Source organism: Actinoplanes missouriensis 431, from assembly GCF_000284295.1.
In the GTDB taxonomy this organism is placed as follows: Bacteria; Actinomycetota; Actinomycetes; order Mycobacteriales; family Micromonosporaceae; genus Actinoplanes; species Actinoplanes missouriensis.
Genome location: NC_017093.1, coordinates 2,550,818 through 2,566,043 on the forward strand (window position 1 = coordinate 2,550,818; position 15,226 = coordinate 2,566,043).

Annotated in this window: 14 protein-coding genes; 8 read left to right on the top strand and 6 right to left on the bottom strand. The window is 69.8% G+C overall.

Translation table 11 applies throughout. The features are described 5' to 3' along the window. Positions 1–6: 6 nt before the first annotated feature. Both AMIS_RS12060 and AMIS_RS12065 read right to left on the bottom strand, forming a co-directional pair. Positions 7–1,257 (bottom strand): polyamine ABC transporter substrate-binding protein, encoded by a 1,251-nt coding sequence (locus AMIS_RS12060; protein ID WP_014442553.1) that lies wholly within the window; start codon positions 1,255–1,257, stop codon positions 7–9. A gap of 185 nt (positions 1,258–1,442) precedes the next feature. After that, positions 1,443–1,766: an STAS domain-containing protein gene (locus AMIS_RS12065; RefSeq protein ID WP_014442554.1), complete on the bottom strand. Its 324-nt coding sequence runs from the start codon at positions 1,764–1,766 to the stop codon at positions 1,443–1,445. 287 nt (positions 1,767–2,053) lie between these two features. Between AMIS_RS12065 and AMIS_RS12070 the strand changes: the two genes are divergently transcribed. The 3 genes from AMIS_RS12070 to AMIS_RS12080 are packed head-to-tail and all read left to right on the top strand — an operon-like array spanning position 2,054 to position 5,563. Continuing rightward, the gene (locus AMIS_RS12070) at positions 2,054–3,283 is read left to right on the top strand and encodes a hypothetical protein (protein ID WP_014442555.1); all 1,230 of its coding nucleotides are present in this window, start codon (positions 2,054–2,056) and stop codon (positions 3,281–3,283) included. Beyond that, positions 3,280–4,812, top strand: coding sequence for a VWA domain-containing protein (locus AMIS_RS12075; protein WP_014442556.1), 1,533 nt, complete (start codon positions 3,280–3,282; stop codon positions 4,810–4,812). The genes AMIS_RS12070 and AMIS_RS12075 overlap by 4 nt, the downstream gene beginning before the upstream one ends. Then, the gene (locus AMIS_RS12080) at positions 4,805–5,563 is read left to right on the top strand and encodes a hypothetical protein (RefSeq protein WP_157434825.1); all 759 of its coding nucleotides are present in this window, start codon (positions 4,805–4,807) and stop codon (positions 5,561–5,563) included. The genes AMIS_RS12075 and AMIS_RS12080 overlap by 8 nt, the downstream gene beginning before the upstream one ends. A 303-nt stretch (positions 5,564–5,866) precedes the next feature. Here AMIS_RS12080 and AMIS_RS12085 read toward each other — a convergent pair whose 3' ends face one another. Next, positions 5,867–6,964, bottom strand: coding sequence for an FAD-dependent monooxygenase (locus AMIS_RS12085; protein WP_014442559.1), 1,098 nt, complete (start codon positions 6,962–6,964; stop codon positions 5,867–5,869). A gap of 90 nt (positions 6,965–7,054) precedes the next feature. On the opposite strand from AMIS_RS12085, the gene AMIS_RS12090 reads away from it, so the two are divergent. Then, positions 7,055–7,651 carry a TetR family transcriptional regulator gene (locus tag AMIS_RS12090; protein ID WP_157434826.1) on the top strand — a complete coding sequence of 199 codons (597 nt, stop codon included), beginning with the start codon at positions 7,055–7,057 and terminating at the stop codon, positions 7,649–7,651. A 108-nt stretch (positions 7,652–7,759) separates the two neighbouring features. Here the strand turns inward: AMIS_RS12090 and AMIS_RS12095 are convergent, their stop codons facing one another. Beyond that, on the bottom strand, positions 7,760–8,995 hold the full coding sequence (locus AMIS_RS12095) for an MFS transporter (protein WP_014442561.1): 1,236 nt from the start codon (positions 8,993–8,995) through the stop codon (positions 7,760–7,762). 75 nt (positions 8,996–9,070) lie between these two features. Between AMIS_RS12095 and AMIS_RS12100 the strand changes: the two genes are divergently transcribed. Then, positions 9,071–10,099, top strand: a complete 1,029-nt coding sequence (locus AMIS_RS12100; RefSeq protein ID WP_014442562.1) for a LacI family DNA-binding transcriptional regulator — start codon at positions 9,071–9,073, stop codon at positions 10,097–10,099. Positions 10,100–10,154: 55 nt separating this feature from the next. Here AMIS_RS12100 and AMIS_RS12105 read toward each other — a convergent pair whose 3' ends face one another. Continuing rightward, positions 10,155–10,922, bottom strand: coding sequence for a DUF6807 family protein (locus tag AMIS_RS12105; RefSeq protein WP_014442563.1), 768 nt, complete (start codon positions 10,920–10,922; stop codon positions 10,155–10,157). 149 nt (positions 10,923–11,071) lie between these two features. On the opposite strand from AMIS_RS12105, the gene AMIS_RS12110 reads away from it, so the two are divergent. The 3 genes from AMIS_RS12110 to AMIS_RS12120 are packed head-to-tail and all read left to right on the top strand — an operon-like array spanning position 11,072 to position 14,221. Next, positions 11,072–12,874, top strand: a complete 1,803-nt coding sequence (locus tag AMIS_RS12110; RefSeq protein ID WP_231859288.1) for an ABC transporter ATP-binding protein — start codon at positions 11,072–11,074, stop codon at positions 12,872–12,874. After that, positions 12,871–13,641: an energy-coupling factor transporter transmembrane component T gene (locus AMIS_RS12115; protein ID WP_014442565.1), complete on the top strand. Its 771-nt coding sequence runs from the start codon at positions 12,871–12,873 to the stop codon at positions 13,639–13,641. Before AMIS_RS12110 ends, AMIS_RS12115 begins: the two co-directional genes overlap by 4 nt. 1 nt (position 13,642) lies before the next feature. Then, on the top strand, positions 13,643–14,221 hold the full coding sequence (locus tag AMIS_RS12120) for an ECF transporter S component (RefSeq protein ID WP_014442566.1): 579 nt from the start codon (positions 13,643–13,645) through the stop codon (positions 14,219–14,221). Here the strand turns inward: AMIS_RS12120 and AMIS_RS12125 are convergent, their stop codons facing one another. Then, a complete protein-coding gene (locus AMIS_RS12125) occupies positions 14,222–15,208 on the bottom strand; it encodes a hypothetical protein (protein ID WP_014442567.1) in 987 nt (328 codons plus the stop codon). Between the last annotated feature and the right edge of the window lie 18 nt (positions 15,209–15,226).

Genomic DNA, 15,226 nt, shown 5'->3' on the forward strand with positions numbered 1-15,226 from the left:
CGGAACTCAGCTCAGGACGATCGGCTCGAACACCGAGGTGAAGTTCTGCTGTTCCTCGGCGGTGTTGAAGCTGACGTAGTAGTGCAGCTTCTCGTAGTCGGCCTCACTCGGGAACACCAGCGAGCTCTCCGCGACCGCCAGCATCTCCTTCTTGTCGTCGCCGGAGAGCTCGGCGGCGTCCTTGCGGATCTGCGCCTGCGCGGCCGGCACCGGGCACACGTAGTTGATGTACTCGGCCAGCGCCGCCGCGTTCTCCACCTCGTAGAAGAAGTCGATCAGCATGAGCGCGTCCACCGGGTTCGCCGCGGTGATCGGGATGGCGAAGTTGTCGGTCCAGATCGTGCCGCCCTCCTCGGGGATCACGAACTTGAGGTTCGTGCCGTCGGAGAGGTTCTTCTGGAAGATGTCGCCCGACCAGGCCTGGGTGATCCACACTTCGCCGTTGCCGAGCGCGTCCACGTAGTCCTGCTCGTAGTACTGCCGGACGATGCCCGCGTCCTTCTGCTGCTTGAGCTTCGCCGCGCCCTTCTTCCAGCCCGCCTCGTCCGACTCGCCCGGCTTGACGCCCGCCGCGAGCATGCCGAAGTTCGCCAGCTCGGTCAGGTCGGACATCATGCCGACCTTGCCCTTGAACGCCGGGTCCCACAGGTCGGCGAGCTTGGTGATCGGCCGGTCGACCTTCGACGGGTCGTAGGCGATGCCGGTGATGCCGGACGCCCACGGCACGCTGAACACGTTGCCCGGGTCGAACGTCTCGGTCGTGTACGCCTTGGCGGCGTTCGCGGTGAAGTTCGGCAGCCGGCTGTGGTCCAGCGGAGCCAGGAAGCCAGCCGACCGGAATTGGCCGAACTGGGTGCCGTTGGTGATGACCATCAGGTCGTACCCGATGGATTGTTTTGCCGACAGCTGAGGCTGGACCTTGGCGAACCAGGGGCCCATCTCCTGGATGACCTCCTGGTAGTTCACCTGGATGCCGGTCTTCTCGGTGAACTTGGCGAGCTCCGGCTTCTTCGGATCCATGTACAGCGGCCAGCTCGCGAAGTCGACCTTGTTGTTCTGCTGCTTGCCGGCCCAGAACGTGGCGATCGTGCTGGTGTCGACGCTCGCCGTCGGGGTGCCCTTGCCTTCCACTCCGCAGGCGGCCAGGGTCGCGCCGAGCGCGGAAAGGCCACCGAGCCGCAACGCGTCGCGTCGGCCCAGCCGCCGCTGCGTCACACCGCGCAGGAGGGACGAATCAGGGGTGGTGCGGGGGAACATGGGACTCCGATCGGAATGCGGATGCTCGGCGCTCGCGTGGCATGGTCACACAACAGAACGCGGCTGTTACAAGCACATCAGGATCCAATGGTACGGGTCACTCGCGGTCCCGGGCGGTGGTCCGAAATCAGTTGATGTGGCGCAGTCTCACTCGTTCCGGCGCAGCCTGTGGCGTAGCTGGTGGGTCAAATGATGTGGCGCATCCGGTGTGCCGGAACCCCGGCCGCGGTGAGCCGATTCGCCACCTCCGGACGCGGGTGGTCGAGGAAGACGGCGACCTGGTGGTCGTCACCGAGATGGCAGGCCGCAGCCAGCGTCCCCAGGTTGATCGGGTCGAGTTCGCCCACGTCACCGAGGTCCAGCACCAGCCGCAGCGGGCGGGTGTGGCGGATCGCCTGAATCAGGGTGCGGCGCAGATCGACCGCGTCGTCGTCACCGAGGTCGCCGTGCGGCGCGATGATGACAGTCCCGTCGGAATGGGTGCCGATGTCGACCGTGGCTGCGGTCATTTCGTTACCTTCCGTTACCCGAGGTTTCGTCGAGCGGCCAACGTTAAAGCTACGGGTGAAGATCCGTCGAGGCTTGTGAAAGAAAGTTCATCTGGTCACAGCGCGATCACGTTCACAGGTACTCGAGCTTCGTCGAACATTGCGGGGCCGTACGGTGAACATTGCATTTCGGTCAGGCGACTCAATCGGATCGACAATGCCATGACGTGCTGATTCGGATCGCGAATGCCAGAAATTGGCCGGAATGACGTCCCCTGTGAGAGGGCAATGCTCGATATTTTCGATGGGTGACCTCCAGCAGTGTCGCGGTGCACGAACCGCCGCGGCTGCCGATCCGACACCGGCGATTCTGGTCGCCCTCCTTCCTCAAGGTGTTCGCGCCGCTCGCCACGACGGCCGCGACAGGTCTGGTACTCCTGCTGATCTCCGGCAACCTGGCCCTGCCCTTCCAGCAGGAGCTGACGTTGGAAGGCAAGACCGGCTCCAAGGGTGAGATCTTCGAGGACCCGGAGATGCGGCGTCTCCTGCTGCGGCACCACATCCGCGTGCACATCACCAACACCGGCTCGCGTGAGCTGGCGACCCACGACTTCACCGGGTACGACTTCGTGTTCCCGTCCGGCCGGCCCGCCGCGAACATGGTCCGCCAGCGTCTCGCCCAGACCAGCGGCGGTGTGCCGCAGACCAGCAAACCGTTCGCCACACCGCTCGTGCTCGCCACCTTCCGCCAGTACGCCGAGACGCTCGTCGCCGCGGGTGTGGCCACCACCCAGCGCAACACGCTCGGCGGCACGCCGTACTACTACATCCTCGACACCGCCAAGTTCCTGACGCTGATCAAAGAGGGCCGGACCTGGAACGATCTGCGGCTGGAACGGCAGGCCGACGGTCAGGGCAGCACGATCAGCAACGGCAACCGGGTGATCGCGCACAGCCCCAGCCCGTGTCACGCCAACGCCGGTGAGTCCTTCCTCGCCCTGACCGCCTTCGTCGAGAACGGCACGAATGCCCCGCCGAACGCGGCCGAGGCCCCGGCCGTCACCGCCGCGATCAAGCCGCTGCTCGGCATGCAGGGCATGCACGACCAGGAGTTGTTCGCCTCCTATGTCACCCCCGAGGGCAAGGGCAAAGCCCCGATCGTCGTGGTCTACGAGCATCAGTACCTCGCTTATCAGGTGCGTCAGGCCGAGGCCGGTGGCGCGCCCGACACCGACCGTGTGTTGCTCTATCCGCAGCAGGGGATGCTCACCGACCCGGAGTTCATCCCGCTCAACGCCGGGGCCGACCGCCTCGGCCGCCTCCTCGGCAGCGACCCCGAGCTGCGCCGCCGCGCCATGGAACTCGGCTATCGCGTGCTCGACCCGACGAGCGCAGCGAGCAGCGACCAGCTCTGGAAGTACCTGGCCGAGCGCGGCATCCCCGCGCCGGACAACAGCGGCAACCTCACCAAAGCCGAACTGCCCGTCCTCGACGTGCTGGAGAAAATGATCGGCGAGGTCGGAGGATGCCCCCGATGAGGTGGCGCCCGGCCGCTCTCGCGCTCGGGCTGGTCGTCGCCACCGCGACCGCCTGCACGGCGGAGGAACCGGAACCGATCACCCTGAGGGTGCTCGCCAGCTCGGAACTCGCCGACATGACGCCGATCCTCGCCGACCTGCGCCGGGAGACCGGCATCGACCTGGTCATGGACTATCAGGGCACGGTCGCGGCGAACAGGGCCCTCGACCCGGTGAAATACCGGCACGACCTGGCCTGGCTCTCCGATGACCGGTACCTCAAGCTGACCCTGGACGCCGCCGGATACCACGGCCCGATGCCGCTCTCCACCAAGATCATGGGCTCGCCGGTGGCGATCGGTGTGAAACCGGCGGTCGCCGCCCGGCTCGGCGATCCGACCTGGGCGGACATCGCCGACGAGGCAGCGACGGGCGCGCTCACCTTCGCGATGGCGGATCCGGAACAGGCCGCCAGCGGGCTCGCCGCCCTGATCGGCGTCGCGACGGCGGCCACGGGGGAGGGGCGCGCGCTCCGGCCCGAGGACGTGACATGCGACCGGCTCGGCGGATTCTTCAGCGGGCAGACCCTCACCGCGCCGACCACCGCCGCGCTCGCCGACACCTTCGTCGCCGCGCCGGCCGATGTCCTCATCTCGTACGAGTCGGTGCTCCTCTCCCTCAACGCCAGCGGACGGCTCGCCGAACCCCTGGAGATCCGCTACCCCCGGGACGGGATCGTCCTCTCCGAATATCCGCTGATGCTGCTGCGTCCCGAGCACCGCGCCGCATACGACCGGGCGGTCACCTGGCTGACCAGCGACGCCACGCAGCAGAAGATCATGCGGCAGACCCTGCGCCGCCCGATGAACCCCGCCGTGACCCGTGACCCGCGGCTGACCGCGCCGATCGGCAACTCGCTGTACTTCCCGGACCGGCAGGACGTCATCGACCGGCTGCTGGCGAACTATCGCGCCGAACCCGGCCGGCCCGGACACGTCATCTTCGTCCTCGATTTCTCCGGATCCATGAAGGGGGAACGCATGAACCGGCTCCGGTCGGTCTTCAACGGCCTCAGCGGTGTCGACCGGACCCCGTCCGGCAAGTTCACCCGTTTCCATCGGGGCGAGAAGATCACGCTGATCCGTTTCGGTGAGGGCGTCCTCGGCGAACGCACGTTCACCGTCGACGGCGACGACGACGTCCGGGCCATGCGGGCGTTCCTCGCGGCGGAGGAGTACGACGAGCGGACCGCGGTGTGGTCGGCACTGGAGCACGCCTATCAGAAGGCGCGGGCCGAACCGGATCGCCCGACGTCGATCGTGCTGATGACCGACGGCGAGAGCAACGCCGGCATCGGTCTCGCCGCCTTCCTGTCGAAGCACCGAGCCCTGCCCGGACCGGTGCGCGCCGTTCCCGCGTACATGATCGGTGTGGGCGAGGCGGACGGCAGCGCCCTGCGCACCGCCGCGGAAGCGACCGGAGGGCGCGCCGCGGCGGCGACCACCGACTCGCTCGCGGACGCTTTCAAGGATGTGCGCGGCTGTGGATAGCGCGTGGTGGAGCGTCTGGTGGCCGTGGATGCTGATCTGGGCAGCCACCGTGATCACGCTGGTCGCGACGTGCTGGACCCTGTTCGCCCGCTGGCGGATGCTGCGCGGCCGTGGACAGCCGGTCAGGGGAATCACCTTCTATCTGCATGACGATTCGGTGATGGACCTCTATCTGGGCGGCACCTACAAGAGGGCGCTGCGCGAAGAGGTGCGCGAGGAGATCTCCAGCACCAAGGAGGCGAACGTCAACGCGGCCTTCCAGAACTTCGGCGTCGGCGGCGGCCGGACCGTCGACCGCAAGGTCTTCCGCGACTACATCGAGACCGCCGAGCCGATCACCGTCATCCGGATCATCATGGAGGTGTTGGAGAAGGCCGACGACATCGTCTACATCGACCTGGTCAACGGGGCGATCGAGCCGGGGCGGGCGCTGACGAAGGCGCTCAGGACCACGGTGCTGACCGATCCGGCGTCCTTCACCGTCCGGGAGCTGGGTCAGCTGGAGTCGTATGTGTCGGTCCGTGGCACGTTCCGGATGGCCGCGGAGAGCGGCGACACGGTGATCTTCGAGGCGCCGTGCGGGGAACGCCAGGACGGGGGCGTGGTCCAGGCGCTGTTCCGGTGCTCGGGCAGCGGCATCCGGCGTGACGTGCCGGAGGGGGAGTTCCAGGCGCGGTGCCTAGGCAAGGTGCAGACGTGGGACAGGCAGCGCGAAAAGCTCATCATCGATCCGATCGCCATCTTCCAGTGACGTGTTGCCGGCACTGACCCGAGCTCGGCCCACGCCCCGACGATCCCTGACGCGTGGCACGCATCGGCCAGCACCACGCCGGCCGACCTGGCGCCCTTCACGAAGGAGGACCTGGAGGAAGCCCACAGCCGCCTGACCCGGCTCGCCCAGATCTTCGAGCTCCGGCTCGGCGGCCTCTCCGCCACGGACCTCGACCGCCGCGACGGCGAAGCCTGGTCGGTCCGGCAGATCGCGTTTCACCTGGAGAGCTCCCTCTACTACGCGGAGGCGGTGGGCCGCCTGAGCTGACTCAGCGGCCGAGTGTCATCGGGTGAAGGCTCGGCTCATGCAGCGGGCGGCCGCGTTGCGGGCAGCCAAGCCGGGACGGGTGGCGGGCACGAGCAGCGCGGACGCCCGGCGGACGTTGCGCTGTTTCGGGTCGACCAGGGTGCGGTGGCGTGATTCGTACCGCCGGAAGGCCGTTTTCGGGTCCTCCGGAGTCTCGGCCAGTGCGGTGGCGAGAGTGTCCGCGCCGGTCATCGCCAGCGTCGAACCGTCGCCGAAGAGCGACACGCACGACGCGGCGTCGCCGAGCAGAACCACCCGGTCGCTGCTCCACGACGGCAGGCTGACGCGGCTCACCGCGTCGAACCAGAGGTCGCCGTCGCGCGAAAGCCGGTCCAGCAGCTCGGGAACGCGCCAGCCAACCTCCGCATACGCTTCCATGACCGCCTCGCGGGGAGAGCGGTCCGCGGCCGGCGTCTGGCGGAAGATGAACGCCGCGATGGCCTCACCCCGAGCGGGATGGATCGAGACGAGCCGGCCCGGCGTATTGAAGAGCAGCACCTCGTCGTGCACCTCGGCCGGGCCACCGAGTGGCATGGTGGCGACGCGAAGCCCCAGATCCTCGACCCACGCGGACTCCGGCCCGAACGCGAGCCGCCGGACCGTCGAGTGCAGACCGTCGGCGCCGATGACCACATCGAACCGGCGGGGCGCGGCATGCTCGAACGTCACGTCGACACCTGTCGCGTCCTCGTGCAGGGTGGCGATCGAGTCGCCGAAGATGACCTCGATGTCGTCGCCGGCGACGTCGAGAAGGATCGCGGCGAGGTCGCTGCGACCGATCTCGACCTCGTGGCCGCGCGACGCGGGCATCGGGATGCGGGCGATCCGGCGGCCGGCTCTATCGATCACCCGCATGGCGGCGGCGTGTGTGGCGGCGGCGCGCAGGCGGGGCATGACCCCCATCCGGCCGGCGACGGGCACTGCCGGACCACGGATATCAACAGGGCTCCCGCTGGAACGCGCCGCCGCAGCCCGCTCCACCAGCGTCACCGACCATCCGTGCCGGGCGAGCCAGAAGGCGACTGTGGGACCGGCAACGCCGGCTCCGGAGATCAATGCGGTGTGGTTGGGCATGCCGCCACGCTATCCGCACTGAGTGCAGAATTGCAATGAGTGCGGACTCGCGTTTAATGCTGAATCGCAGTGGGTGCGTATACTGGCGTCGTGTCACTTCGTGATCGCAAGCGGGCCCGCACTCGTGAGGCGCTGATCGCCGCCGCCGCGGAGTTGTTCGAGGAGCAGGGCTACGAGGCGACGACCGTCGCGCAGATCGCCGGCGCCGCCGACATCGGCACGCGGACTTTCTTCAGCTACTTCCCCGGCAAGGAGGACGTGCTCTTCCCGGAGGCCGATCAGCGGGTGCACGCCGCCGTCCACTCGATCGAGGCGCGCGGCCCCGAGGACGGGCCGGCCGAGGTGTTGCTCCGGGCGTTGCGCCAGGTGGGTGACGACAGCGACGACCTCGCCGGCCGGCTCGCCGCCCTGCGTCTGCGGCTGATCCGCACGGTGCCGGTCGTGCGGGGCCGAGCCCTGCAGATCCAGATGGACGCGCAGCGGGAGATCGCCCGGCACCTGGCTGCCGCCTTCCCGGAGCGGCTCGACGAGGTGCGCGCGGCGGCCCTGACCGGCGCGTTCGTCGGCGCGGTCACCGGCGCGCTGCAGGTGCTGCTGGAGGATGAGGGAAGCGCGGACGACCCGGCAGCCGTGCAGCGGGCCGTGGAGGTGGCGGTCGACGCGGCCCTCGAGCCCTGGTTCCGCTGAGCCGCGCCCGGCGGCCCGGCCCGCCGGGCGCTGTCTCGCTCGGCCGGGCTAGGCCGGCAGGCCGGCCGCTGTTTCGGTGAGCCGGATCGGCCTGGCCGCTGACCCGGCTCAGACCCCGACCGGCTCCCGGTGCTCCGCGGCCTGCGACGTGTTCGCCCGGAATGTCCGGAAGCTCACCACCGCCAGCAGCAACCCCGCCACGGTGAGCCCCACGCCCAGCCACGCCGACGACAGATAACCCCAACCGGCCGCGATCGCCGCCCCGCCCAGAGCCGCCCCGATGCTGTTCGCGATGTTGAGCGAGGACTGGTTCACCGCGGCGCCCATCAGCTGGGCGTCGGGCGCGGCGGCGATCAGCAGCGCCTGCAGCGCCGGGACGATGAAGAGGCTGGCCGCGCCGGTCAGGAACGCTCCCAGGAACAGGCCCGCCGGGTGGGCCGCGGTGAGCGCGAAGACCACGACCGAGGCCAGCATCGCGACGAACCCGATCAGCACGGTACGCCGGAGATTCCAGTCGGCCGCCACTCCGCCGATCGCGATGCCCGCGGTCATGCCGAGGCCCATCACGGCCATCACCCACGGAACCGTCCCGGCGGACAGTTCGGTGATCTGCGTGGTGACCGGCGCGACGTAACTGTTGACCGCGAAGAAGCCGCTCGTGCCGATCGCCACGGTCGCGGCCACCAGCCAGACCTGCGGGGAACGGAAGGCGCGTAGTTCGGCGCGGGGCGAGCCGCCGGGAGCGGCCGCCACCGAGGGTACGGTGACGAGCACCGCCACAAGCGTGAGCGCGAAAACGGCAGCGACCGCGAGATAGGCCGCCCGCCACCCCTGCGACTGGCCGAGCGCCGTGATCAGCGGGACGCCGAGCAGGTTCGCCGCGGTCAGGCCGCCGATCACCATGGCAACGCCCTTGCCCTGGTTGCCGGGGCCGAGGATCGTCGCGGCCAGGATGCCGGCCGCGCCGAAGTACGCGCCGTGGGCGAGCGCGGCCACGAACCGACCGGCCAGGACCAGCTCGAACGTCGGGGCGAGCGCCGACGCGGCGGTGCCCGCGACCATGAGGCCGAGCAGGCCGAGCACCAGCCGGCGGCGGGGGGCGCGGGCGGTGAGCGCGGCGATCGAGGGCGCGCCGACGACGACGCCGAGCGCGTAGATGGTGATCATCCAGCCGGCGGTCGCCACGGCGTCCGGCGCGGAGTGGGCGTAATCGGCCGGAAGGAGGTCGCGGGCGATCTCGGGGAGCAGTCCCATGGCGACGAACTCGGTGAGGCCGAGTCCGAAACCGCCCAGGGAGAGGGCGAGCAGGGCTGCCCAGCGGCGGCCGGCGGTCAGGTTGTCCACGGGATCCGACTCTAGAACGTTCTAGTGGGATGTCGGTATAGAACGTTCTAGTCGTCACACCGTACGATCGCGTCTATGCAGTCTGGGGAACGACGCACTACCCTCGCCGACGTCGCGGCAGAAGCCGGTGTGTCGGTCGCGCTCGCGTCGATCGTCATACGCGGCGCCGCGGGCGCCGGGGCGGCCACCCGGGAGCGCGTGCTCGAGGTCGCCCAGCGCCTCGGCTACCAGCCGGACAGCCGTGCTCGCCTGCTGCGCAGCGTACGCACCCGGCTGCTCGGCGTCGTCTTCGACGTGCGGCACCCGTTCCACACCGACCTGCTGACCGGGCTCTACGACGCGGCGGGCGCGGTGGGGTACGAGCTGACGCTGAGCGCCGTGACCCCCCGGCGCGACGAGCGCACCGCGATCGGCGGACTGCTCCAGGACCGGTGCGAGGCGCTCATCCTGTTCAGCCCACGCTCACGCACCGCCGACCTGGCCGCCCTCGCTGCCCGGCTGCCGGTCGTCGCGATGATGCGCACGGTGCGGCAGCGAGCCGTCGACGTGGTGCGCACGGACGACACCCGCGGTTCCGAGCTGGCCGTCGATCACCTGGTCGATCTCGGTCATCGCCGCATCGTGCACATCGACGGCGGGGCGCTTCCCGGCGCGGCCGAGCGCCGGCGGGGATACCAGGATGCCATGAGACGTCATGATCTGGGCGATTTGATCCGGGTGATCCCCGGCGGATCGGGGGAGGACGACGGCGCCCGCGCGGCGGAGCGGCTGCTTCCCGATCCGCCGACCGCAGTGACCGTTTTCAACGATCTGAGCGCTACCGGTCTGCTCGACGTCCTGCGCGGCCACGGGCATCCGGTGCCGGGCGGCGGCGGTCAGCGGTTCCACGGAGGCGTCAGCGTGGTCGGCTACGACGACAGCAGCTTCAGCCGGCTCGCGCACATCAATCTCACCACTGTCGCCCAGGACGTCGCGGCCCTGGCGGCGGGCGCTGTGCGACGCGCGGTCGCGCGCATCGAGGGCACGGACGTCGAGCACCGCGAGGTCGTCATCGAACCCCGGTTGATAATCCGCGGCACGAGCGGCCCAGCCGTGCCGGGGTGACCGCGTCGTGAGGTGCGAGCGGCCTTAGGCGGGCCGCGGTGACCGGGCCGCGTGATTATGGTGCGCTCAGCGCCGTCCGGCCCAGCGCCGCCAGCGTCCCGGTGTCCCGGGGACCCGCCGTGATCACCGCAGCGTGGCGGAAAGCGATCGTGTGCCCACCGGGCGAGCGCAGCGGCGGATGATGTGGGTTCGCGTCATCGTCGACCAGAACGACCGTCGCCGGAGCCGGCACTTCCGCTGCCACTTCCCACGGGCCGTCACCCGTGTAAGAGAGCGCCCCGCGCCAGCGAAGACCGCCGCTCATGGCACCCGCGGCGCCGAACGTCAGGGGTGCGCCGGAGACGTTGGTGAGCGTGTTCTCGAACATCAGCACCCAGCTGTCGTCACCGGTCAGCGCCGCCGTGATCGCTCGCCACTCGTCGAGGACTGGAGCGCCGTCGTGACCGGTCCAGACCAGACGATGGGCCGCCGTCGCGGTGGTGCCGGTGGCGGAGAGCTCGGACAGGGTGTGATCCCCGGCCGGGTGCAGGCGGGGATGCTCGTCGATGTGCGGCGGTGACCAGGTGACGCCCGGCACCGGCTCGTCGGCGAGGGTGCGGACCATGCTCAGCGTGGGCGACGGCCGGTAGGTGTAGGTCAGCAACGGCACGTCACCAGCGGAAACGGTCACCGAGCGTCCCGGATCGTGGCCGACCCGCAGGTCCGGCGTGAGGTCGCCGAGCCAGGCCTCCATCCGGGCGTCGTCCGGGTGAGGGCCCCGTTTGCACGTCCAGGCCTCGCCGCCGGATCGCATGCCCGTCGGTGCCTCGGCGCTCGATCGCATGCCCGTCCCCTGCTCGAATTCAAACAGATCCAGACGGAATTCAACGCCGAAGAACCCATCCCGTCAACCGGACCGCACACGCGCCGGCCGAATGTCGAAGCGCCAACCATAGTGATCTTTCGAATTAAGGCATGCCTATCCTTATGCGCATGCGCGTGCTGGTGCACCTGGACGGGATTTCGGTCCGTCACGAGATCGACGGCGAGTGGGGACCGCCTCGCCCACGGAACGTCACCGCGCGACTGCACGCCGGTGAAGTGGTGCTACTGCTCGGCCCCTCCGGCTGCGGCAAGTCCACCCTCACGCTCACCGTCAACGGGTTGATTCCGCAGGTCATCGATGCGCACATGGACGGTGCCGTCACGGTCGGCGGTCACGACACACGCGCGACTCCGGTGCCCCGGCTCGCCGCCGAGGTCGCCATGGTCTTCCAGGATCCGGATGCTCAGATCGTCACCGCGACCGTTTTCGACGAGGTCTGCTTCGGACCGGAGAACCTCCTGCTCCCGGCCGAGGAGGTGGAGACGCGCGCCGAGGACGCGTTACGCCGCGTCGGCCTCTGGGAGCGCCGCCACGACGAGCCGGACAGGCTCTCCGGAGGCGGGCGTCAGCGCCTCGCGATCGCCTGCGCCCTCGCGCTGCGCACGCCGATGCTGGTCCTCGACGAGCCCACCGCGAACCTCGACCCGGCCGGCGTCGAGGAAGTCTTCCGCACGCTGCGTGACATCACCGCCGACCGCGACCGTGCCGTGCTGCTCGTCGAACACCATCTCGACGCCGCGATCGACCTGGTGGATCGCGTGATCGTTCTCGACGCGGCGGGCCGGGTCGTGCTCGACGGCCCCGCTAGGAGCACACTCGCCGACCACGCGGACCAACTGGTCGAGCTGGGCGTCTGGCTACCCACCGCCGCGCTCGCCGCCCTTCGATTGCGCACGCTGGGCATCGAACTCGACCCCCTGCCGCTCACTCCCCGTGACCTCACGTCGGCTCTGGACGCGATCTCCGCGCTACCACCGCTCCGTCAGCGCGCCGCGCGCGCAATTGATCCACAAACCGCCATCCGGGTACGGGGTCTGAGCGTCCTCCGAGAGTCCACCACGATCCTGCGCGACATCGACCTGGACATCATGTCCGGTGAGTTCGTGGCGATCGTCGGCTCCAACGGGGCCGGCAAGACCACCCTGGCCCAAGCCCTGGCCGGCGTGACCACGGCCCGGCGCGGCACGGTCGTCGTCGACGGCCTGGACCCGGCCACCGCCGATCCGCGGGTGCTCGCCGAGCGGGTCGGTTTCGTCTTCCAGAACCCGGAACACCAGTTCGTCACGAGTCGCGTGGAGGACGAACTCGCCTACGGCCTGCGGGTCCGCAAGACTCCCGAGGACGAGGTCACCACCCGGGTCGAGGAACTCCTGCACCGCCTGGGCCTGCGCGAACTCCGCAGCGTGCACCCTTTCCTGATTTCCGGCGGCCAGAAGCGGCGACTCTCGGTCGGCGCGGCGCTCGTCACCCGCCCCAGCGTGCTGGTGCTCGACGAGCCGACGTTCGGTCAGGACCGCGAGCGCGCCGCCGAGTTGCTGGCCCTGCTCGACGACTTGCACGCGGCCGGCACAACGATCGTAGTGGTCAGCCACGACATGACCCTGGTAGCCGAACACGCCACCCGCGTCATAGTCCTCGCCAGCGCCAGCGCCCACGGCGGCATCAGCGCCAGCGCCCACGGCGGCGTCAGCGCCAGCGCGAGCGCCATCCCGAGCGGCGGCGTCAGCGCCGGCGGGCGATTGATCGCTGATGGACCGCCCGAGCAGATCTTCGCCGACGCAGATCTGCTCGCGGCCGCCGACCTGCGCCCACCGCCGCTCGCGCTGGCCGCCCGGGCGCTGGTCAACCACCCGCAGTGGCACGGCCTGACCCGCCTCGCCGACCTGCCCGCCCTGGAGCCGTCGTCGTGAGCCTGGCGGACGTCACCGACCTGCGCACCTACAACCCGGTGGTGAAGGTGCTCGCCCCGGTACCGGCCATGGTCGTCTCGATCGGGTCGCGCGACCTCCGTACCCCCGCGATCTTCGCCGTGATCGCCCTGACCATGCTGCTCGCCTTCGGACGGCTGCGCGGACGCACCCTGCTCTGGCTCACGCTGGGCCCGATCGGCGTGGTCGCGCTGATGACCGTGTCGTTCGGGGTGTGGACCGATCCGGATCGGGTGAACCACACGACGGCCCTGATCACGGCCGGGCCGTTCACGCTCTGGTCCGGCGCGCTCGTCACCGGGCTCGCGACAGGTCTGCGGGTCGCGTCGGTCATGCTGCTCGCCCTGATCGCCGGCCTCACCACGGACGGGCCCGACCTGGTCCGCTCGATGATCACGCACCTGCGGATGCCGTACCGCGTCGGTTACGCCGGGTTCGCGGCCATGCGGTTCGTGCCGAGGTTCCGTCACGATCTGGAGATCATCCGCCTCGCGCACCGGGTTCGCGGCGCTGACGGCGGGCGCGGGCCACTCGCCGCCGGACGACGGTACGCGGGCTACACCGTACCCCTGCTTGCCGGCGCGATCCGGCACGGTGACCGGGTCTCGCTGGCCATGGAAGCGCGGGGTTTCGGCGCGCACCGCACCCGGACCGAACGTCGCAGCGTGCCGTTACGCCCCCGCGACGCGGTCCTCGCCGCCTGGTTGATCTCCCTCTGTTACCTCGTCCCGCACGTGTCTGGAGTTTGAGATGAAACGAATGACCACCCGCTTCCTGATGGCGTGCGCGGCGATCGGCGCGGCCACCGGCGTCCTGTTGTTACCCGCCAACTTCATCTCCGCGGCCATCGCCGCGGCTGTCCCGCTCGCTTACGCCGCGATGCTCGGCGTCTGGCTGCTCGGCCCGGTCGTGGCCCTCGCGGTGCTGCGGCGCCCCGGTGCGGCCCTGCTCACCATGCTGATTGCCGGGATCATCAACATCCCGTCACCGGCCGGCCCGACCGCGATCGTCACCAACCTGATGATCGGCGTGGCGATGGAACTGGGCTTCCTGGTCACGCTGTACCGCATCTGGAAGCCCTGGCTCTTTCACGTGACTGCTCTCGTCTTCGAGACCTGGTATGCGATCACCGCCTACACCTTCTACAACATCGACGACATGGCGATCGCCGTGCAGGGCGTCTTCTTCGCCCTGATGGCGGCGAGTGCCATCCTGTTCACCTGGCTCGGCCTGCTGATCGCGAGCCGGCTCGAGGCGACCGGCGTGGCCCGGGGAATCGCCCCCGGACGGCGCCCGGCCACCCCACCGCCTGCTCCGGCGGAGAGCTGATCAGCTGCCATCGCTGACCGCTATCCGGACCGCCGCCGGCAGGCCGGCCGCATCAAGATCGAGATGAACGGGGAAGACCCCGTCCCCGATCGACGTCATCGCCATCATGATGTGCGCGCCGCCGACCGCCACCGTGGCTGCCTCGTGCTCGGCCGCGCGCACCGCGGCCATCACCTGCCAGTGGTCCGAATGCGGCCGGAAGTCGAACGCGAACATGACCTCGGGCTCGGCGTGCTGCCGGTGCTGCAGGGCGACGGCTCGCTCATAGGCCTCCTCATCCGGCATGTTCAGCCACCCGAAGACGTCGTCGCCCGGCGTACCGGTGCGGGTGGCGCCGAACTCGGCCGCCACCACCTCCTCGTCGCGGCCCCAGAACACCAGATCGGCCAGGCCGTCCCGGGTGTTCTCGTGCTCCCACGAGCCGAGCGCCTCCACATCGGCGAAGACGAACCGTGCGAAGTCGACGAACATGCTGCCCAGCTGGCGGGTCCGGGCCACCGGCGCCACACCGAACCCGATCTGGATCTCCCGCCAGCCGTGCGCGCCGCGGGTCGCCGTCACCGGCAGCGGACGGTCGGCGGGCACGTTGCCGATCGGCACCACCGGGACGCCCGTGATCAGGAAGTCCGGGTCGCCGGCCGCCAGCGCGCGCCGGAACCGCTCGAGGTGCGGGACCCGGCGTGGGAACAGGCGCAGCGAGGCGTCGTACCCATGGCTCTCGCAGTGTTCCTCGAAGAGCGCGTGGATCTTGGCGACGCCGTGCTGTGGGATGTCGTAGAGGAACAGCCCCGACTGACGGTCGAACGACCGGGCCGCAGCGGCCGCGTCCGGCCCGGCGATCTCGAAGTCGGCGGCCGCGACGGAGCCTGGCTCGGCGGTGTCGTCCGGTGACTGCTCACCGGACCACAGGCCGAGATAACCGCCATCCATCAGGACGAGCTCACCGGACGGGCAAGTGATCTCGCCGAGGCGCACACGTTCCTCCATGGGCGCGGAGTCTAAACA

Bases quoted from the DNA above. Each gene is read 5' to 3' on its own strand.
- AMIS_RS12065 (WP_014442554.1), bottom strand. From the start codon at position 1,766: ATGACCGCAGCCACGGTCGACATCGGCACCCATTCCGACGGGACTGTC.
- AMIS_RS12100 (WP_014442562.1), top strand. From the start codon at position 9,071: ATGCAGTCTGGGGAACGACGCACTACCCTCGCCGACGTCGCGGCAGAA.
- AMIS_RS12105 (WP_014442563.1), bottom strand. From the start codon at position 10,922: ATGCGATCGAGCGCCGAGGCACCGACGGGCATGCGATCCGGCGGCGAG.
- AMIS_RS12110 (WP_231859288.1), top strand. From the start codon at position 11,072: ATGCGCGTGCTGGTGCACCTGGACGGGATTTCGGTCCGTCACGAGATC.
- AMIS_RS12060 (WP_014442553.1), bottom strand. From the start codon at position 1,257: ATGTTCCCCCGCACCACCCCTGATTCGTCCCTCCTGCGCGGTGTGACG.
- AMIS_RS12075 (WP_014442556.1), top strand. From the start codon at position 3,280: ATGAGGTGGCGCCCGGCCGCTCTCGCGCTCGGGCTGGTCGTCGCCACC.
- AMIS_RS12085 (WP_014442559.1), bottom strand. From the start codon at position 6,964: ATGCCCAACCACACCGCATTGATCTCCGGAGCCGGCGTTGCCGGTCCC.
- AMIS_RS12125 (WP_014442567.1), bottom strand. From the start codon at position 15,208: ATGGAGGAACGTGTGCGCCTCGGCGAGATCACTTGCCCGTCCGGTGAG.
- AMIS_RS12120 (WP_014442566.1), top strand. From the start codon at position 13,643: ATGAAACGAATGACCACCCGCTTCCTGATGGCGTGCGCGGCGATCGGC.